Below are 18,075 nucleotides of genomic sequence, written 5' to 3' on the forward strand. Positions count from 1 at the left end.
GCGGGCTTTGCTATGATGCTGCCTCCTTTTGTGCTCAAGCCTGAGTAAATCAATAGGTCTTATAGTTGACTTAAATACTCGGGAATCGCATACTTCATGGCACTTCAGTGATTCGTGGTAGAGCCATGCGACTGACCACCAAAGGCCGTTACGCCGTTACCGCCATGCTCGATCTGGCGCTGCACGCGCAGCACGGTCCCGTTTCCCTGGCTGATATTTCCGAGCGGCAGGGCATTTCCCTGTCTTATCTCGAGCAACTGTTCGCCAAGCTGCGCCGTGGCAGCCTGGTTTCCAGTGTGCGCGGGCCGGGCGGCGGTTATCAGCTGTCACGCGACATGCGCGGCATTAAGGTGGCTCAGGTGATCGATGCGGTCAACGAGTCGGTGGATGCCACGCGTTGCCAGGGGCAGGGTGATTGCCATGCCGGTGACACCTGTCTGACCCACCACCTTTGGTGTGACCTCAGCCAGCAGATTCATGAATTCCTCAGTGGCATCAGCCTGGCCGACCTGGTCGCGCGCCACGAGGTGCAGGAAGTGGCCTTGCGTCAGGATCAGCGTCGCTGCTCTGGCAAGGCGCCACGCCTGGATAAGATTGAAGCGTCCGCCGTCGAATGAACGGTGCGCTTGCCGATAGGAGAAGTCTGATGAAATTGCCTATTTACCTCGATTATTCCGCTACCACGCCGGTCGATCCGCGTGTGGCGCAGAAAATGAGCGAGTGCCTGCTGGTCGATGGTAACTTCGGCAACCCGGCTTCGCGCTCGCATGTGTTTGGCTGGAAGGCTGAAGAAGCGGTGGAAAATGCCCGCCGTCAGGTCGCCGAACTGGTCAATGCCGACCCGCGCGAAATCGTCTGGACCAGCGGTGCAACCGAGTCCAACAACCTGGCGATCAAAGGCGTGGCGCACTTCTACGCCAGCAAGGGCAAGCACATCATCACCTCGAAGATCGAGCACAAGGCGGTGTTGGATACGACCCGCCAGCTCGAACGCGAAGGCTTCGAGGTGACTTATCTGGAGCCAGGCGAAGATGGCCTGATCACCCCGGCCATGATCGAGGCTGCGCTGCGTGAAGACACCGTGCTGGTGTCGGTTATGCACGTCAATAATGAAATCGGCACCATCAACGACATCGCCGCCATTGGCGAGCTGACCCGCTCCCGTGGCGTGCTGCTGCATGTCGATGCCGCGCAGTCCACCGGCAAGGTGGAGATCGACCTGGAGAAGATGAAGGTCGATCTGATGTCCTTCTCGGCGCACAAGACCTACGGCCCCAAGGGTGTCGGTGCCCTGTACGTACGCCGCAAGCCGCGTGTGCGTCTGGAAGCGCAGACCCACGGTGGCGGCCATGAGCGTGGCATGCGCTCCGGCACCCTGGCCACTCACCAGTGCGTCGGCATGGGCGAAGCCTTCCGCATCGCCAAGGAAGAGATGGCTGCTGAGAATCAGCGCATTACCGCCCTGCGTGATCGCTTCTACCGCCAGCTCGAAGGCATGGAAGAGCTGTACGTCAACGGCAGCCTGACTGCTCGTGTGCCGCACAACCTCAACCTGAGTTTCAACTACGTCGAGGGTGAGTCGCTGATCATGGCGCTCAAGGACCTCGCCGTATCGTCCGGTTCGGCGTGCACTTCGGCTTCCCTGGAGCCGTCCTACGTGCTGCGTGCCCTGGGCCGCAACGACGAGCTGGCGCACAGCTCGATTCGCTTCACCTTCGGTCGTTTCACCACTGAAGAAGAGGTCGACTACGCTGCCGCCAAGGTTCGTGAGGCTGTGGATAAGCTGCGCGAACTGTCGCCCCTGTGGGATATGTTCAAAGAAGGTGTCGACCTTTCCTCCGTGGAATGGGCAGCACACTGATAGCTGCCTGAAGAGCGGCACCTGATGAGAGAGGAAGTACAGCATGGCTTACAGTGACAAGGTCATCGACCACTACGAAAATCCGCGCAACGTCGGCAAGCTGAACGCCGAAGATCCCGATGTTGGAACCGGTATGGTCGGCGCGCCGGCCTGCGGCGACGTCATGCGTCTGCAGATCAAGGTCAACGAAAGCGGCGTGATCGAAGACGCCAAGTTCAAGACCTATGGCTGTGGTTCGGCGATTGCCTCCAGCTCCCTCGCCACCGAGTGGATGAAGGGCAAGACCCTGGATGAAGCCGAGAGCATCAAGAACACCCAGCTCGCCGAAGAACTGGCACTGCCACCGGTGAAAATTCACTGCTCCGTGCTCGCCGAAGACGCCATCAAGGCCGCCGTGCGCGACTACAAGCAGAAGAAAGGCTTGCTCTGATACGAGGTTTGTAATGGCCATCACCATGTCTGAAGCAGCCGCTCGTCATGTGCAGCGCTCCCTCGAGGGGCGCGGCAAGGGCGAGGGTATTCGCCTCGGTGTGCGTACTACCGGTTGTTCCGGCCTTGCCTATGTGCTCGAGTTCGTTGATGAACTGGCGGCCGAGGATCAGGTATTCGAAAGCCATGGCGTCAAGGTGATCATCGATCCCAAGAGCCTGGTCTATCTCGATGGCACCGAGTTGGACTTCGTCAAAGAAGGCCTCAACGAGGGCTTCAAGTTCAACAACCCCAACGTGCGCGGCGAATGCGGTTGCGGCGAAAGCTTCAATGTCTGAGGCCCTGAATGGGTAATCCCTGCCATTTCGCTCTGTTCGACCTGCAGCCGAGCTTTCGTCTGGATCTGGATCAACTGGCTGCGCGTTACCGCGAGCTGGCGCGTCAGGTTCATCCTGACCGTTTCGCCGATGCCGGCGAGCGTGAGCGGCGCCTGGCGCTGGAGCGCTCGGCCTGTCTCAACGAGGCGTATCAGATTCTGAAAACGCCATCGCAGCGTGCCCGTTACCTGCTGGCCATGCGCGGGCCGGAGCTTCCGCTGGAAGTGACGGTGCAGGATCCGGATTTTCTCCTGCAGCAGATGCAGCTGCGCGAAGAGCTGGAAGAGCTGCAGGACGACGCCGACCTGGCCGGTGTCGCGGCCTTCAAGCGTCGCCTGAAGACCGCTCAGGAGGCGCTCAATGAGCGCTTCGCGGCATGCTGGGACGACGATGCTCGTCGCGAAGAGGCTGAGCGCCTGATGCGGCGGATGCAGTTTCTCGACAAGCTCTCCCATGAAGTGCGCCAACTAGAAGAGCGCCTCGACGATTAACCTGTGGGTTGCCTCGGCAGCCTGCCTGATGATTTCAAGAAGACCATGGCCTTATTGCAGATCGCCGAGCCAGGACAGAGTCCGCAACCGCACCAGCGTCGGCTGGCAGTGGGTATTGACCTGGGCACCACCAATTCACTGGTCGCTGCCGTGCGCAGTGGTCTGGCCGAGCCTCTGGCCGATGCTGCCGGCAAGGTCATCCTGCCTTCGGCGGTGCGTTATCACGCCGCCAGCATCGAGGTCGGCGAGTCGGCCAAGGCTGCTGCTGCCAGTGATCCATTGAACACCGTGTTGTCGGTCAAGCGTCTGATGGGGCGCGGTATCGCCGATGTGCATCAGCTTGGCGAGCAATTGCCCTATCGCTTCGTGGCGGGCGAGTCGCACATGCCCTTCATCGAAACGGTGCAGGGGGCGAAGAGTCCGGTCGAGGTGTCCGCCGAAATTCTCAAGGCTCTGCGTTTGCGTGCCGAGCAAACCCTTGGCGGCGAGCTGGTGGGCGCGGTGATTACCGTGCCGGCCTACTTCGATGACGCGCAGCGTCAGGCCACCAAGGATGCCGCGCGTCTGGCGGGTTTGACCGTGCTGCGCCTGCTCAACGAGCCGACCGCCGCAGCTGTCGCCTATGGGCTGGATCAGAAAGCCGAGGGCGTGGTCGCCATCTATGACCTGGGCGGCGGTACGTTCGACATCTCCATCCTGCGCCTGACCGGCGGTGTGTTCGAGGTGCTGGCCACCGGTGGCGACAGCGCTCTGGGTGGCGACGACTTCGATCATGCCATTGCCGACTGGATCATCCAGCAGGCCGGGATTTCCAGTGATCTCGATCCGGCTGCGCAGCGCAGCCTGCTGCAGGCGGCCTGCGCAGCGAAGGAAGGCCTGACGAATGTCGATAGCGTCGAGCTGAGTTATGGTGGCTGGCAGGGTGTGTTGTCGCGTGAGCAGTTCGAGGCGCTGATCGAGCCGATGGTGGCGCGCAGCCTCAAGGCTTGTCGCCGCGCCGTGCGCGATTCCGGCGTCGAGTTGGAAGAGGTCAGCGCGGTGGTCATGGTGGGTGGCTCTACCCGCGTGCCGCGTGTGCGCGAGGCGGTAGGCGAGCTGTTCGGACGTGCGCCGCTGACCAATATCGATCCTGATCAGGTGGTGGCCATCGGTGCGGCAATCCAGGCCGATGCCCTGGCGGGTAATCAGCGTGGTGATGGCGAGGAGTTGCTGCTGCTGGATGTGATTCCACTGTCGCTCGGCCTGGAAACCATGGGCGGGCTGATGGAAAAGGTGATTCCGCGCAATACCACCATCCCGGTGGCGCGTGCGCAGGAATTCACCACCTACAAGGATGGCCAGACGGCCATGATGATTCATGTGCTGCAGGGCGAGCGCGAACTGATCGCCGGCTGCCGTTCGCTGGCGCGCTTCGAGCTGCGCGGCATTCCGCCGATGGTCGCGGGTGCAGCGAAGATTCGCGTGACCTTCCAGGTCGATGCCGATGGCCTGCTCAGTGTCGCGGCGCGGGAATTGAGCTCCGGCATCGAGTCGAGCGTCCAGGTCAAGCCGTCCTATGGTCTGACTGATGGCGAGATCGCGCGCATGCTGCAGGACTCCTTCCAGAACGCCGGCGACGACAAGGCTGCGCGCGTGTTGCGCGAGCAGCAGGTCGATGCGCAGCGTCTGATCGAGGCGGTCGAAGGCGCGCTGGAGGTCGATGGCGAGCGCCTGCTGGATGCCGAGGAGCGCGCCATCATCGAACTGCAGGTGCAGGAGCTGCGCGAGCTGCTGGCCGGCAACGATGGCCTGGCCATCGAGCGGCAGACCAAGCGCCTGTCGCAGGTGACCGACGCATTCGCGGCCAGGCGCCTGGACTCGACGGTCAAGGCCGCGCTGGCCGGGCGCAATCTCAACGAGATCGAGGAATAATTTGATGCCGCAGGTAATTTTTCTGCCTCACGAGCGCTTCTGCCCGGATGGCCTGGTGGTCGAGGCCGAGCCCGGCATTTCCATTCTCGAGTTGGCGCATGAGCACCATATCGAGATGGAAAGCGCCTGTGGCGGCGTCTGCGCCTGTACCACCTGTCACTGCATCGTGCGCGAGGGCTTCGACTCGCTGAACGAGGCGGACGAGCTGGAAGAGGACTATCTGGACAAGGCCTGGGGGCTCGAGGCGCAGTCGCGCCTGGCCTGTCAGGCCATTGTCGGTGAGGAAGACCTCACCATCGAGATTCCCAAGTATTCGCTCAATCACGCGGCCGAAGCGCCGCACTGACAGGCAACTCCCTCATCCGGCGCTTCGCGCCACCTTCTCCCAAGGGGAGAAGGGCTCAGGGGAAGTTGTCGCTACGCGACTTTCACGTTAAGCGGGAAGCATGATCATGAGTCTGAAATGGGTCGATGTACTGGATATCGCCATCGAACTGAGTGAGCAGAAGCCGGATGTCGATCCGCGCTACGTCAACTTCGTCGATCTGCACCGCTGGGTCGTGGAGTTGCCGCAGTTCTCCGATGACCCGCAGCGCGGGGGCGAGAAGGTGCTGGAGGCGATCCAGGCCGCCTGGATCGAAGAGCTCGACTGAAACAGGCGCTTACGGCGCCTGGCCTACGCTTTTAACCGGAACCCGCGTATAATTCGCGGGTTTAATTTTTCGCTTTAACCCTAAAGTTTCTGGAGCTTCACATGGCTGTTCAACGTACTTTCTCCATCATCAAGCCTGACGCCGTTGCCAAGAACGTCATCGGTGAGATCACCACCCGTTTCGAAAAGGCCGGCCTGCGCGTCGTGGCTTCGAAGATGGTGCAACTGTCCGAGCGCGAAGCCGCCGGTTTCTACGCTGAGCACAGCGAGCGCGGCTTCTTCAAGGATCTGGTTGCTTTCATGACCTCCGGCCCGGTCATTGTTCAGGTTCTGGAAGGCGAGAACGCCGTTGCCAAGAACCGCGAGCTGATGGGTGCCACCAACCCGAAAGAAGCTGCTCCGGGCACCATCCGTGCCGATTTCGCCGTTTCCATCGACGAAAACGCCGTTCACGGTTCGGATTCCGAAGCTTCCGCTGCTCGCGAGATCGCGTACTTCTTCTCCGCTACCGAGCTGTGCGCACGCATTCGCTGATTGGCGAATGAAGCGAGGGTGAAGCCATGACCAATACCACCGGCAAGATCAACCTGCTGGGCCTGACCCGGCCGGAAATGGAACAGTTCTTCGAGTCCATTGGCGAGAAGCGCTTCCGTGCCGGCCAGGTAATGAAGTGGATTCACCACTTTGGCGTCGATGATTTCGCCGCCATGACCAATGTCGGCAAGGCCTTGCGCGAAAAGCTCGAGGCCTCTGCCGAGATTCGCGGCCCGGAAGTGGTCAGCGAAAATATTTCCGCCGATGGCACGCGCAAGTGGGTGGTGCGTGTGGCGTCGGGTAGCTGCGTGGAAACCGTGTATATCCCGCAGAACGGCCGCGGCACCTTGTGTGTGTCGTCGCAGGCCGGTTGTGCCCTGGACTGTAGTTTCTGCTCCACCGGCAAGCAAGGCTTCAACAGCGATCTGACCAGCGCCGAGATCATCGGCCAGGTGTGGATCGCCAACAAATCCTTCGGCAGCGTGCCGGCGAAGATCGACCGTGCCATCACCAACGTGGTGATGATGGGCATGGGTGAGCCGCTGCTGAACTTCGATAACGTCGTCTCCGCCATGCAGATCATGATGGATGACCTCGGCTACGGCATTTCCAAGCGCAAGGTGACCCTGTCCACCTCCGGCGTGGTGCCGATGATCGACAAGCTGGCCGAAGTCATCGACGTGTCCCTGGCATTGTCGCTGCACGCACCCAACGACGAGCTGCGCAACCAGTTGGTGCCGATCAACAAGAAGTATCCCCTGGACATGTTGCTGGCGGCCTGCAAGCGCTATATCGCCAAGCTCGGCGAGAAACGCGTGCTGACCATCGAGTACACCCTGCTCAAAGGTGTCAACGATCAGCCCGAGCACGCTGAGCAGATGGTCGCACTTCTGGCCGATGTGCCTTGCAAGATCAACCTGATTCCGTTTAATCCCTTCCCCTTCTCGGGGTACGAGCGGCCGAGCAATAACGCCATTCGCCGCTTCCAGGACCTGTTGCACAAGGCTGGGCACAACGTCACGGTGCGCACCACGCGCGGTGATGATATCGATGCGGCGTGCGGCCAGCTGGTTGGCCAGGTCATGGATCGTACTCGGCGCAGCGAGCGTTACATCGCCGTGCGCCAGCTGGGCAACGAGGCGCAAGAGCCTCATGCTGCCGCCAATCGAAATTGAAGAGAGGATCTCCATGACCTTGCGCCCTACGCTGCTATTGCTCGTTGCCAGTTTGCTCGGTGGTTGCGTGACCACGGGCGATGTCGACCCCATGCGTACGGCGAAAGGGCGTGACGAAGCACGCGATGCCTATGTGCAACTCGGCATCGCCTACATCCAGCAGGGCGATACCCAGCGTGCCAAGGTGCCGCTGAGGAATGCGCTGGAGCTGGACTCCTCGAACGCCGATGCCCATGCGGCACTGGCCATGGCGTTCCAACTGGAGATGGAGTCGAAGCTGGCTGATGAGCATTTTCGCAAGGCGCTGTCGCAGCGCCCGAACGACGCGCGTCTGCTGAATAACTACGGTGGTTTCCTGTTCGAGCAGCAGCGTTATCAGGACGCCATGAACACCTACCTCAAGGCCGCAGAAGACAATCTCTACCCGGAGCGCTCCCGGGTGTTCGAGAACCTGGGGCTTACGGCCCTGCAACTGAACCAGCGCGAGCAGGCCAAGCAATACTTTCAGCGTGCCCTGCGCCTGAGCAGTCGCCAACCGCGCGCGTTGCTGGAAATGGCCGTCATGTCCTACGAGGACAAGGAATACGTACCGGCCCGTCGTTACTACGACAGTTACAGCGAAATGGCGCCGCAGAACGCGCGTAGCCTGTTGCTCGGTGCACGCCTGGCCGAAGTGTTCGAGGACCGTGACCGGGCTGCCAGTCTGGGCCTGCAACTACGCCGCCTGTATCCGGCTTCTCAGGAATATCAGCAATATGTTTCGGGGCAACAATGAACGCAGCTCATAGCGAAGTGACTCAGCCGGTGTCGAGCAATCCGGGCGAGAGCCTGCGCCAGGCCCGCGAACTCAAGGGTTGGAGCGTCGCCGAAGTGGCGGCGCAGCTCAATCTCACTCCGCAGCGCCTTACCCAACTCGAGGACGGCGCTTTCGACAAGCTGCCGGGCACCACCTTTGCCCGTGGCTACATTCGCGCCTACGCCAAGCTGCTCGAGCTGGACCAGAACCGCCTGGTGATGGAGTTCGATCAGTTCACCGGCACCGACGCCACCGGCAGCAGTGTGCATGCGCTGGGCCGTATCGAGGAACCGGTGCGCTATTCGCAGAGCATCCTGCGTCTGGTCAGCTTTTTGTTGCTGCTGGCGTTGATTGGTGGCGGTTTCTTCTGGTGGCAGGATCAGGGCCGCCCGGTTGCCAGCCTGGCCGATCTGGGGCTTGAGCATGTAGAGGTGGAGGGTGCCGACGGTACGACCCAGGTGCACTCGTTGGCCGAGCCTGTAGATCAGGCAGTTGTCGATGTGCAGGGTCGTGAGCCAAGCAGCCCGCTGCTGTTGCCGGTCGAGCCGGGACAGGCTCCGGAAGATGCTGACGCTGCCGAGCAGCCGGCTGCCGAGGTCGCGCCTGAAAGCGCAGCAGCGCCCATTGTCGAGGTTGCAAATGCAGCGCCGGCAGCGGTCGCAGTGGAACCTGTTGCTGCGCAAGCTCCAGCGCCTGCAGCCACTGTGCCGGCACCATCGCCTGCGCCTGTCGTGGCCGCCGGGCAGGGCGTAGTCAATGTGCAGTTCACCGCCGATTGCTGGACGCAGGTGACCGATGCCGATGGCAAGGTGCTGCTCAGCGCGCTCAAGCGCAGTGGTGAGCGTATCGAACTGACTGGCAAGGCGCCGATAAAGCTACATCTGGGCTTCGCCCGGGGCGCACAGGTGACTTACAACGGCGAAAGCGTTGACGTCACACCGCATATCTCTGGCGAAACCGCGCGCCTGACACTGGGGTTGTAAAGCATGCATTGCGAATCGCCGATCAAGCGCCGACAGTCGCGCAAGATTTGGGTTGGCTCGGTACCGGTAGGCGGCGATGCGCCGATTGCCGTGCAGAGCATGACCAATACCGACACCAACGATGTGGCTGCCACTGTGGCACAGATCCGTCGCCTGGAAGATGCCGGTGCCGATATCGTGCGGGTTTCCGTGCCGGACATGGACGCCGCCGAGGCATTCGGCCGCATCAAGCAGCAGGTGCGTGTACCGCTGGTGGCCGACATCCACTTCGATTACCAGATCGCCCTGCGTGTGGCTGAACTGGGTGTCGATTGCCTGCGCATCAATCCGGGCAACATCGGCCGCGAGGATCGCGTCAGGGCAGTGGTTGAAGCCGCTCGCGACAAAGGCATCCCGATCCGCATCGGCGTCAACGCCGGCTCGCTGGAAAAGGATCTGCAAAAGAAGTACGGCGAGCCGACGCCCGAGGCCTTGGTCGAGTCTGCACTGCGCCATGTCGAGCATCTGGATCGCCTGAACTTCGCTGATTTCAAGGTCAGTGTGAAAGCCTCCGACGTGTTCATGGCCGTCGAGGCTTATCGCCTGCTGGCCAAACAGATCGAGCAGCCGCTGCACCTGGGCATCACCGAAGCTGGCGGCCTGCGTTCCGGTACGGTGAAATCCGCTGTCGGCCTGGGCATGCTGCTGGCTGACGGCATAGGCGATACCATCCGCATCTCCTTGGCCGCCGACCCGGTGGAAGAGATCAAGGTCGGCTTCGACATCCTCAAGTCCCTGCGCCTGCGCTCGCGTGGCATCAATTTCATCGCCTGCCCGAGCTGCTCGCGGCAGAACTTCGATGTGGTCAAGACCATGAACGAGCTGGAAACGCGCGTCGAGGATCTGCTGGTGCCGCTGGATGTGGCCGTGATCGGCTGCGTGGTCAATGGTCCTGGCGAAGCCAAGGAGGCGCATATCGGCCTCACGGGTGGTAGCCCGAACAACCTGGTCTATATCGATGGCAAACCGGCCTCGAAGCTGACCAACGAAAACCTGGTGGACGAGCTGGAAAAGCTCATTCGCGACAAGGCGGCCGAAAAGGCCGCCGCCGATGCTGCCGTGATCGTGCGCGGCTGATCCGTGCGTAAGGAATACATTTGAGCAAGTCCCTGCAAGCCATTCGTGGCATGAACGATATCCTGCCGGAGCAGACGCCTGCCTGGCGTTACCTGGAAAATACCCTGGTCAACCTGCTCGACGGTTATGGCTACAAGGAAATCCGCCTGCCCATCGTCGAATACACCGAGCTGTTCGCTCGCGGTATCGGTGAAGGCACCGACGTGGTCGACAAGGAGATGTACACCTTCCTCGATCGCAACGAAGAATCCCTGACCCTGCGTCCCGAAGGCACCGCCGGTTGCGTGCGTGCCGTGCTCGAGCATGGCCTGGCCGGTGGCGGTCAGGTGCAGAAGCTGTGGTATGCCGGCCCCATGTTCCGCTACGAGAAGCCGCAGAAGGGGCGTTATCGCCAGTTCCATCAGGTGGGTGTGGAAGCCTTCAACCTGCCCGGGCCGGATGTCGATGCCGAGCTGATCGTGCTCACCTGGCGTCTGTGGAAAAAACTCGGTCTGGCCGATGCCGTGACCCTGCAGCTCAACAGCCTGGGCTCCAGCGAGGCGCGCGCCGCCTATCGCGACGCCCTGGTGGCGTACCTGCGTGAGCGTTTCGACCAGCTCGACGAAGACAGCCAGCGCCGCCTGACGACCAACCCGCTGCGCATCCTCGACAGCAAGAACGAGGCGACCCAGGCCGTGTTGGTTGGTGCGCCGACCCTGGGCGACTACCTCGACGAGGAATCGCGTCTGCACTTCGAGGGCGTCAAGGCGCGCCTTGATGCGGCCGGCATTCGTTACCAGATCAACCACAAGCTGGTACGTGGCCTGGACTACTACAATCGCACCGTATTCGAGTGGGTCACCGACAAGCTTGGTGCCCAGGGTACGGTGTGTGCCGGTGGTCGTTACGATGGCCTGGTCACGCAACTGGGCGGCAAGGCTACGCCGGGTGTCGGTTTCGCCATGGGCGTCGAGCGCCTGGTGCTGCTGCTGGAAACCCTGGACTTGCTGCCGGCCGAGCTCAATCGCGCTGCCGACGTATACGTCTGCGCCTTTGGCGAAGCGGCGGAGCTGGCGGCGCTGACGCTGACCGAGCGTCTGCGCGACGAGTTGCCGGGGCTGCGTCTGCTGCTCAATAGCGGTGGCGGCAGCTTCAAGAGCCAGTTCAAGAAGGCCGACAAGAGTGGCGCGCGCTATGCGCTGATTCTGGGGGACGACGAATTGGCAGGCCGCGTGGTAGGTTGCAAGCCGCTGCGCGACGACAGTGAACAACAAAGCGTTGCCTGGGATGCTCTGGCTGAGCATCTGGCCGCCTGCCAGCAGGCCTGAGCAGGCTCTCGATTAGGAGTACGGGGTTAGACATGCAGACCGAAGACGAACAGATCGCGCAACTCAAGGACTGGTGGGATCGCAACGGCAAGCCTTTGCTCGCCGGTGGCGTGCTGGCGCTGGTAGCCGTATTCGGCTGGCAGGGCTGGCAGAAGTACCAGGACAACCAGGCGCAAGGCGCCTCGGTGCTTTATCAGCAGTTGCTGGAAGCGGCGCTGGACCCAGCCGGTAAGCCCGATGCCGCGAAAGTCGCCGAACTGGCCGGCAAGCTCGACAGCGAGTTTGGCGGTACTCACTACGCGCAGTATGGCAGCCTGTTCGTCGCCAAGGTCGCTGTCGAAGCCAATCGCCTCGACGATGCCGCCTCAGCTCTGCAGCGCGTACTCGACAAGCCTGCCGATGCCACGCTCGGGGAACTGGCGCGTCAGCGTCTGGCCCGTGTGCTGGCTGCTCAGGACAAGGCCGATGATGCGCTGAAGCTGCTCGACGCCAAGGTGGAGGATGCCTTCCTCGCCAGCCGTGAAGAACTCAAGGGCGACCTGTTGGTACAGCTGGGTCGCAGCGATGACGCGCACGCCGCCTATCAGAAGGCCAAGGATGCGCTGGCCGAAGACGCCGCCGTTGGCGGTCTGCAGATGAAGCTGGACGACCTGGCAAAAGGGGATGCGTGACGTGATGCGTTGGAAGAATGCCGCACTGCTGGCTCTGGTCGTTTTGGCCGTGGGTTGCAGCAGCAATAGCAAGAAGGAACTGCCACCCGCCGAACTGACCAAGTTCGATGCCGAAGTCGAGCTGCGCACCGAGTGGAGCCGCTCCGTTGGCGATGGCCAGGGCGAAACCTTCAACATGTTGGTACCGGCCATCGATGGCGAGGTGATCTACGCCGCCGACGTCGAAGGGCTGGTCATGGCCATGGACCGCACCAGCGGCAAGGTCATCTGGCGCAAGAAGCTCGACATCCCGGTGTCCGGCGCCATCGGTGTCGGCTACGGCCAGGTACTGCTGGGTACGCTCAAGGGTGAAGTGATCGCCCTGGACTCCAGCGACGGCGAAGAGCAGTGGCGTTCGCGCGTGACCAGCGAAGTGCTGGCCGCGCCGGCCAGCAACGGCGATATCGTCGTGGTGCAGACGCAGGATGACCGTCTGATCGCCTTCGATGCCAGCACTGGCAGCCAGCGCTGGATCGTCGAAAATACTCCGGCCGTACTGACTCTGCGCGGCACGGGGGCACCGTTGGTGACCAACCGTCTGGTGGTTGCCGGTCTGTCCAGTGGCAAGGTGATTGCGGTCGACGCCCAGCGTGGCCTGCCGGTCTGGGAGCAGCGCGTTGCCATTGCGCAAGGCCGCTCTGAGCTGGAGCGTGTGGTGGACATCGACGGTGGCCTGCTGCTGTCCGGCGGTACCGTCTACGCGGTGAGCTATCAGGGCCGCGTCGCAGCCATGGATCTGGAGTCCGGGCGTGTGCTGTGGCAGCGTGAGGCGTCCAGCTCGGTGGGTGTTGCCCAGGGCTTTGGTAACGTCTACGTCAGCCATGCCAGCGGTACCGTCGAAGGCATCGACGAGCGCAGCGCCTCGGCTCTGTGGAGCAATGATTCGATGGCGCGCCGTCAGCTCTCGGGCCCGGCGGTGTTCTCCAGCTATGTCGCCGTGGGCGATTTCGAAGGCTATCTGCACCTGCTGAGCCAGGTCGATGGTCGCTTCGTCGGCCGTACCCGTATCGACAGCGACGGCCTGCGTGCCCAACCACTGGTGGTCGGGGACTGGCTGTATGTCTACGGCAACAGCGGTAAGTTGGTGGCACTGACCATCAAGTGAGGACGCTGTCCAGTACGCTCGCGCGATACTGAACGGCTTCCTTGACTATGCTGCCGGTATGTCCGACAGCACGAAACATCCCGGCCGCTGCCCGTGCAGCGGCCTTTGCATTTTCTGAATTAACCAAGTGGAGAGCCTGATGGTTCCCGTAATTGCCCTGGTGGGCCGGCCGAACGTCGGCAAGTCCACCCTGTTCAACCGCCTCACTCGTAGCCGCGACGCCATCGTCGGCGACCTTTCCGGTCTGACCCGCGACCGCCAGTACGGCGAGGCGAAGTGGCAGGGGCGTACCTATATCGTGATCGACACCGGGGGTATTTCCGGTGACGAAGAAGGCATCGACGCGAAGATGGCCGAGCAGTCGCTGCAGGCCATCGAAGAGGCCGATGCCGTGCTGTTCCTGGTGGACGCGCGCGCCGGCATGACCGCCTCGGACCAGATGATCGGCGAGCATCTGCGTCGCCGTAACAAGCAGAGCTTCCTGGTGGTGAACAAGGTCGACAACCTCGACGTCGACCTGGCCCGCGCCGAATTCAGCCCCATGGGCCTGGGTGAGCCACTGGCGATTGCCGGCGCCCACGGCCGCGGCATCACCCAGATGCTGGAAGTGGTGCTTGGCGCGTTCCCCAAGGATGCCGGCGAGCCGGAAGAGGGCGGCGAAGAGGAAGAAGTGCTGGAGGGCCAGGAGGCCAAGCGCATTCCCGGCCCGAGCGAGAAGGACGGTATCAAGCTGGCCATCATCGGCCGTCCCAACGTGGGCAAGTCGACCCTGGTCAACCGTATGCTCGGCGAGGAGCGGGTCATCGTTTATGACCAGGCCGGCACCACGCGTGACAGTATCTACATCCCCTTCGAGCGTGACGACGAGAAATACACCCTAATCGACACCGCCGGTGTGCGTCGCCGCGGCAAGATCTTCGAGGCGGTGGAAAAGTTCTCCGTGGTCAAGACGCTACAGGCCATCCAGGACTCCAACGTCGTGGTGTTCGTCATGGACGCCCGCGAAGGCGTGGTCGACCACGACCTCAACCTGCTCGGCTTCGTGCTGGAAAGCGGCCGCGCGCTGGTCATCGCCCTGAACAAGTGGGACGGCATGGATCAGGGGCAGAAGGACTACGTGAAGACCGAGCTGGAGCGCCGGCTGTTCTTTGTCGACTTCGCCGATATCCACTTCATCTCTGCCCTGCATGGCACCGGCGTTGGCCATCTGTACAAATCGGTGCAGGCCTCGTTCAAGTCGGCCATTACCCGCTGGCCGACCAGCCGCCTGACGCAGATTCTCGAAGACGCGGTCAGCGACCATGCGCCACCTCTGGTCAACGGTCGCCGCATCAAGCTGCGCTACGCCCACCTGGGTGGCGCCAACCCGCCGCTGATCGTGATCCACGGTAATCAGGTCGACGCCGTGCCGCGCGCCTACACCCGTTATCTGGAAAACACCTTCCGCCGTGTGCTGAAGCTGGTCGGTACGCCGATTCGCATCGAGTACAAGGGCGGTGAAAACCCCTACGAGGGCAACAAGAACAAGCTCACCGACCGTCAGGTGAACAAGAAGCGCCGCCTGATGAGCCACCACAAGAAGGCCGAGAAGAAGCGCAAGGACAAGCGCAAGTAAACGTGGCCGCGCCGTGCATGTCGACCTTCATTCGGCATGCGCGGCATAAGCTTCTAGCTCCTTTTCATAAGGGCTGCGGGTGCCGTTTATGGCACCCTTCGGCTATCCTCGCGGCTTGCCTTGTTCTTCGTAGGAAGTCGCGATGCTCGTCAGCAAACTGCCCAACGTCGGCACCACCATCTTCACGCGGATGTCCCAGCTGGCGCTGGAGACTGGTGCGATCAATCTGTCCCAGGGCTTCCCGGATTTCGACGGGCCACAGGCACTGCGCGAAGCCGTGGCGCGCCACGTCATGCAAGGGCGCAACCAGTATTGCCCGATGACCGGCCTGCCCGCGCTACGCCAGCAGGTGGCGGCGAAGATCGTGCGCAGCTATGGCGTGCAGCGCGATGCCGACAGCGAGATCACCATCACCCCGGGTGCTACCGAAGCGATCTTCTGTGCGGTGCAGGCGATGATCCGTCCGGGTGATGAAGCCATCGTCCTCGACCCTTGTTACGACAGTTACGAGCCGTCGGTGGAGCTGGCCGGTGGACGTTGCGTGCATGTGCCGCTGGCATTGCCGGACTTCGCTGTCGATTGGCAGCGTCTGGCTGATGCCATCACGCCGCGTACCCGACTGATCTTTCTTAACTCGCCACACAACCCGAGCGGTGCGTTGTTGACCCGTGTCGATCTGGACAGGCTGGCCGAACTGATTCGTGGCCGCGATATCCATGTGATCAGCGATGAGGTCTACGAGCACCTGATCTTCGATGGCCAACGCCATGCCAGCGTGCTGGCGCACGAGGAGCTGTATCAGCGCGCCTTCGTGGTCAGCTCCTTCGGCAAGACCTATCACGTCACCGGCTGGAAGACCGGCTATGTGGTGGCGCCACCGGCACTGACCGCCGAGCTGCGCAAGATTCACCAGTACGTCAACTTTTGCGGGGTGACGCCGTTGCAGTTCGCTCTGGCTGACTTCATGGCCGCCTGCCCCGAGCATGTCGAAGAATTGCCGGCGTTCTACCAGGCCAAGCGCGACCTGTTCTGCGACCTGCTGGCCGACTCGAACTTCACCTTCAGCCGCGCGCCGGGCACTTATTTCCAGCTGGCCGACTATTCGGCGATTCGCCCCGATCTGGACGATGTGGCCATGGCCGAGTGGCTGACCCGCGAGCACGGTGTGGCGGCGATCCCGGTGTCGGTGTTTTATCAGTCAGCGCCCAAGGACATGCGCCTGGTACGTTTATGCTTCGCCAAGCGTGAAGAAACCCTGCGCCAGGCCGCCGAGAAACTATGCGCGGTGTGAGGGGCGGGCAGGGTCAGCCCGCCTGCAAGGCGTTGACGATTACGGCAAACGAGGTACTGCGATGAGCGATAAACCCGATCTCGAACTGGCGTTGATCCAGGCCAGCCTGGCCTGGCAGGATCCGGCCGCCAATCGCGAGCATTTCCAGAAACTGCTGGAGCAGGCGCGCGGTGCCGATCTGGTGATCCTGCCGGAGATGTTCAGCACCGGGTTTTCCATGGAGTCGGCCGCATTGGCCGAGCCCGAGAATGGCCCGACCACGCACTGGTTGCGTGAGCAGGCACAGCGTATTGATGCAGTGATCTGCGGCAGCCTGATCATTCAGGCTGCGGACGGCAGTTACCGCAATCGCCTGCTCTGGGCGCGCCCAGATGGTTCGCTGGCGCATTACGACAAGCGTCATCTGTTTCGCATGGCCGGCGAGCACAAGCATTACCGCGCTGGCGACGAGCAGGTGGTGCTGGAGCTCAAGGGTTGGCGGGTGCGCCCGCTGATCTGCTACGACCTGCGCTTCCCGGTCTGGAGCCGAGACGCAGGCGGCACCGACCTGCTGCTGTATACCGCCAACTGGCCGGGGGCGCGCCGACACCACTGGAACCGCCTGCTGCCAGCGCGGGCCATCGAGAACCTGTGCTATGTCGCGGCTGTGAACCGTGTCGGCGAGGACGGCAAGGGCCACGCCTACACTGGCGATTCTCAGGTGCTGGACTTCCAGGGCGAGGCTTTAATGGCGGCAGGCGAGGGGGATGGCGTGTTCCGCGCTCGCCTGTCGAGCGAGGTGCTGGCCGCCTACCGCGAGCGCTTCCCTGCACACCTGGATGCCGATGCCTTTACCTTGAACTGATCAGGAGCTAGACGAACATGGACGTACAACAGAGCAATCCCTTCCAGCCACCGCAAGCCGATCTGCAACAGGCCACTACCACTCAGGCGCCGCTCTACAGCATCGCCGGTGTCGGCCTAGCCACCTTCATCGGTACACCGCTGGCGGGTGCCTGGCTGCTGGCGCATAACCTGCAACTGCTCGGCAAGGCGGATCGAGTGGCGATGGTCTGGGGTATTTCCGTCTTCCTGCTGGTGGTTACCTTGGTCCTGGCTTTCGTCTTGCCGGAGGAGGTGCCCGCCATGCCGTTCGCCATCGCACAATTGATGGCGATGATCATGTTTGCCAAGAGCCTCATGGAGGTCGATCTCAAGCAGCATGCCGAGGCCGGTGGTGCATTTCTGTCCAACTGGCGGGCGGCGGGTATCGGTCTGATGTTCACCCTCGGCCTGGCCGCTCTTATGCTTGCGGTGCTGATGATTTTCGATATCTGAGAGTCGTGTTCCCGGATTTCAACCGGATCTACGGACGCAAGTATCTGCAAAGCGATTTTTCGTAGGAGCCCCGTCTCGGGGCGAAGCCTTTCGGGCTCACGCCGCCGGTGTTCGCGGTGGGGCGCCGCTCCTACAGGATGCCCGAAACACTACTGATGTTTGCGATAACCTTCCCGGTTTTCATCTGGGCTACGCACACAAAAACGTATGCGCTCCATAGACCCCATCTTTAACTGACCTCTCCGTATCCCGGATGCTGGGCTCCCTATTTTCCCGTGGAGTTCCGTCATGATGCGTCCCGACGCCCAAGTGCAGAAGGTCTATCTCTACCCAAAGCCCGTTGACTTCCGCAAATCCATCAACGGACTGGCCGCGCTGGTCGAGCTGGACATCAAGGTGGAGGTG

General features: G+C 62.1%; 21 protein-coding genes. All 21 read left to right on the top strand.

Annotated features, from left to right (window positions below):
* The first annotated feature begins 125 nt into the window (after positions 1-125).
* The gene (gene iscR / locus DBO86_RS25615) at positions 126-617 is read left to right on the top strand and encodes a Fe-S cluster assembly transcriptional regulator IscR (protein ID WP_108235238.1); all 492 of its coding nucleotides are present in this window, start codon (positions 126-128) and stop codon (positions 615-617) included.
* A 29-nt stretch (positions 618-646) separates the two neighbouring features.
* Positions 647-1,861: an IscS subfamily cysteine desulfurase gene (locus DBO86_RS25620; protein ID WP_108235239.1), complete on the top strand. Its 1,215-nt coding sequence runs from the start codon at positions 647-649 to the stop codon at positions 1,859-1,861.
* 43 nt (positions 1,862-1,904) lie between these two features.
* Positions 1,905-2,291: a Fe-S cluster assembly scaffold IscU gene (gene iscU, locus DBO86_RS25625; RefSeq protein ID WP_003246233.1), complete on the top strand. Its 387-nt coding sequence runs from the start codon at positions 1,905-1,907 to the stop codon at positions 2,289-2,291.
* A 13-nt stretch (positions 2,292-2,304) separates the two neighbouring features.
* The gene (gene iscA / locus DBO86_RS25630; protein ID WP_003246232.1) at positions 2,305-2,628 is read left to right on the top strand and encodes an iron-sulfur cluster assembly protein IscA; all 324 of its coding nucleotides are present in this window, start codon (positions 2,305-2,307) and stop codon (positions 2,626-2,628) included.
* Positions 2,629-2,636: 8 nt separating this feature from the next.
* Positions 2,637-3,158, top strand: a complete 522-nt coding sequence (gene hscB / locus DBO86_RS25635) for a co-chaperone HscB (protein WP_108235240.1) — start codon at positions 2,637-2,639, stop codon at positions 3,156-3,158.
* A gap of 45 nt (positions 3,159-3,203) precedes the next feature.
* Complete coding sequence (gene hscA, locus DBO86_RS25640; RefSeq protein WP_108235253.1) at positions 3,204-5,069, top strand: Fe-S protein assembly chaperone HscA; 1,866 nt, start codon at positions 3,204-3,206, stop codon at positions 5,067-5,069.
* Between the two features lie 4 nt (positions 5,070-5,073).
* Entirely contained in the window at positions 5,074-5,415 is a 342-nt protein-coding gene (gene fdx, locus DBO86_RS25645) for an ISC system 2Fe-2S type ferredoxin (RefSeq protein ID WP_041979643.1), read from the top strand.
* Between the two features lie 106 nt (positions 5,416-5,521).
* On the top strand, positions 5,522-5,722 hold the full coding sequence (gene iscX / locus DBO86_RS25650; RefSeq protein WP_108235254.1) for a Fe-S cluster assembly protein IscX: 201 nt from the start codon (positions 5,522-5,524) through the stop codon (positions 5,720-5,722).
* A gap of 101 nt (positions 5,723-5,823) precedes the next feature.
* The gene (gene ndk, locus DBO86_RS25655; RefSeq protein ID WP_074860801.1) at positions 5,824-6,255 is read left to right on the top strand and encodes a nucleoside-diphosphate kinase; all 432 of its coding nucleotides are present in this window, start codon (positions 5,824-5,826) and stop codon (positions 6,253-6,255) included.
* A gap of 26 nt (positions 6,256-6,281) precedes the next feature.
* Positions 6,282-7,430 (top strand): dual-specificity RNA methyltransferase RlmN, encoded by a 1,149-nt coding sequence (rlmN, locus tag DBO86_RS25660; RefSeq protein WP_108235241.1) that lies wholly within the window; start codon positions 6,282-6,284, stop codon positions 7,428-7,430.
* Positions 7,431-7,443: 13 nt separating this feature from the next.
* Positions 7,444-8,205, top strand: coding sequence for a type IV pilus biogenesis/stability protein PilW (gene pilW, locus DBO86_RS25665; protein WP_108235255.1), 762 nt, complete (start codon positions 7,444-7,446; stop codon positions 8,203-8,205).
* A complete protein-coding gene (locus DBO86_RS25670) occupies positions 8,202-9,209 on the top strand; it encodes a RodZ domain-containing protein (RefSeq protein ID WP_108235242.1) in 1,008 nt (335 codons plus the stop codon). Before pilW ends, DBO86_RS25670 begins: the two co-directional genes overlap by 4 nt.
* Before the next feature lie 3 nt (positions 9,210-9,212).
* On the top strand, positions 9,213-10,325 hold the full coding sequence (gene ispG, locus DBO86_RS25675; RefSeq protein ID WP_108235243.1) for a flavodoxin-dependent (E)-4-hydroxy-3-methylbut-2-enyl-diphosphate synthase: 1,113 nt from the start codon (positions 9,213-9,215) through the stop codon (positions 10,323-10,325).
* 20 nt (positions 10,326-10,345) lie between these two features.
* Positions 10,346-11,632 (top strand): histidine--tRNA ligase, encoded by a 1,287-nt coding sequence (gene hisS, locus DBO86_RS25680; RefSeq protein WP_108235244.1) that lies wholly within the window; start codon positions 10,346-10,348, stop codon positions 11,630-11,632.
* Between the two features lie 32 nt (positions 11,633-11,664).
* Positions 11,665-12,303, top strand: a complete 639-nt coding sequence (locus DBO86_RS25685) for a tetratricopeptide repeat protein (protein ID WP_108235245.1) — start codon at positions 11,665-11,667, stop codon at positions 12,301-12,303.
* Positions 12,296-13,447, top strand: a complete 1,152-nt coding sequence (gene bamB, locus DBO86_RS25690) for an outer membrane protein assembly factor BamB (protein WP_108235246.1) — start codon at positions 12,296-12,298, stop codon at positions 13,445-13,447. Before DBO86_RS25685 ends, bamB begins: the two co-directional genes overlap by 8 nt.
* 139 nt (positions 13,448-13,586) lie before the next feature.
* Positions 13,587-15,062, top strand: coding sequence for a ribosome biogenesis GTPase Der (gene der, locus DBO86_RS25695; protein ID WP_108235247.1), 1,476 nt, complete (start codon positions 13,587-13,589; stop codon positions 15,060-15,062).
* A 142-nt stretch (positions 15,063-15,204) separates the two neighbouring features.
* Positions 15,205-16,353: a pyridoxal phosphate-dependent aminotransferase gene (locus DBO86_RS25700; RefSeq protein ID WP_108235248.1), complete on the top strand. Its 1,149-nt coding sequence runs from the start codon at positions 15,205-15,207 to the stop codon at positions 16,351-16,353.
* A gap of 61 nt (positions 16,354-16,414) precedes the next feature.
* A complete protein-coding gene (locus DBO86_RS25705) occupies positions 16,415-17,197 on the top strand; it encodes an amidohydrolase (RefSeq protein WP_108235249.1) in 783 nt (260 codons plus the stop codon).
* A 17-nt stretch (positions 17,198-17,214) separates the two neighbouring features.
* Positions 17,215-17,670, top strand: a complete 456-nt coding sequence (locus DBO86_RS25710) for a hypothetical protein (RefSeq protein ID WP_108235250.1) — start codon at positions 17,215-17,217, stop codon at positions 17,668-17,670.
* Between the two features lie 291 nt (positions 17,671-17,961).
* Positions 17,962-18,075: IS66 family insertion sequence element accessory protein TnpB (tnpB, locus tag DBO86_RS27395; protein WP_143511085.1), on the top strand; the 114-nt coding region annotated here is incomplete at its 3' end.

The organism is Ectopseudomonas oleovorans, from assembly GCF_003052605.1.
GTDB classification, from domain to species: domain Bacteria; phylum Pseudomonadota; class Gammaproteobacteria; order Pseudomonadales; family Pseudomonadaceae; genus Aquipseudomonas; species Aquipseudomonas oleovorans_A.

Excerpts from the sequence above, each read along its gene's own strand:
- hscA (WP_108235253.1), top strand. The coding sequence starts at position 3,204 with ATGGCCTTATTGCAGATCGCCGAGCCAGGACAGAGTCCGCAACCGCAC.
- pilW (WP_108235255.1), top strand. The coding sequence starts at position 7,444 with ATGACCTTGCGCCCTACGCTGCTATTGCTCGTTGCCAGTTTGCTCGGT.
- DBO86_RS25700 (WP_108235248.1), top strand. The coding sequence starts at position 15,205 with ATGCTCGTCAGCAAACTGCCCAACGTCGGCACCACCATCTTCACGCGG.
- DBO86_RS25705 (WP_108235249.1), top strand. The coding sequence starts at position 16,415 with ATGAGCGATAAACCCGATCTCGAACTGGCGTTGATCCAGGCCAGCCTG.
- hscB (WP_108235240.1), top strand. The coding sequence starts at position 2,637 with ATGGGTAATCCCTGCCATTTCGCTCTGTTCGACCTGCAGCCGAGCTTT.
- iscX (WP_108235254.1), top strand. The coding sequence starts at position 5,522 with ATGAGTCTGAAATGGGTCGATGTACTGGATATCGCCATCGAACTGAGT.
- ndk (WP_074860801.1), top strand. The coding sequence starts at position 5,824 with ATGGCTGTTCAACGTACTTTCTCCATCATCAAGCCTGACGCCGTTGCC.
- DBO86_RS25710 (WP_108235250.1), top strand. The coding sequence starts at position 17,215 with ATGGACGTACAACAGAGCAATCCCTTCCAGCCACCGCAAGCCGATCTG.
- iscR (WP_108235238.1), top strand. The coding sequence starts at position 126 with ATGCGACTGACCACCAAAGGCCGTTACGCCGTTACCGCCATGCTCGAT.
- DBO86_RS25685 (WP_108235245.1), top strand. The coding sequence starts at position 11,665 with ATGCAGACCGAAGACGAACAGATCGCGCAACTCAAGGACTGGTGGGAT.
- der (WP_108235247.1), top strand. The coding sequence starts at position 13,587 with ATGGTTCCCGTAATTGCCCTGGTGGGCCGGCCGAACGTCGGCAAGTCC.
- iscU (WP_003246233.1), top strand. The coding sequence starts at position 1,905 with ATGGCTTACAGTGACAAGGTCATCGACCACTACGAAAATCCGCGCAAC.
- DBO86_RS25670 (WP_108235242.1), top strand. The coding sequence starts at position 8,202 with ATGAACGCAGCTCATAGCGAAGTGACTCAGCCGGTGTCGAGCAATCCG.
- bamB (WP_108235246.1), top strand. The coding sequence starts at position 12,296 with ATGCGTGACGTGATGCGTTGGAAGAATGCCGCACTGCTGGCTCTGGTC.
- ispG (WP_108235243.1), top strand. The coding sequence starts at position 9,213 with ATGCATTGCGAATCGCCGATCAAGCGCCGACAGTCGCGCAAGATTTGG.
- fdx (WP_041979643.1), top strand. The coding sequence starts at position 5,074 with ATGCCGCAGGTAATTTTTCTGCCTCACGAGCGCTTCTGCCCGGATGGC.
- rlmN (WP_108235241.1), top strand. The coding sequence starts at position 6,282 with ATGACCAATACCACCGGCAAGATCAACCTGCTGGGCCTGACCCGGCCG.
- DBO86_RS25620 (WP_108235239.1), top strand. The coding sequence starts at position 647 with ATGAAATTGCCTATTTACCTCGATTATTCCGCTACCACGCCGGTCGAT.
- iscA (WP_003246232.1), top strand. The coding sequence starts at position 2,305 with ATGGCCATCACCATGTCTGAAGCAGCCGCTCGTCATGTGCAGCGCTCC.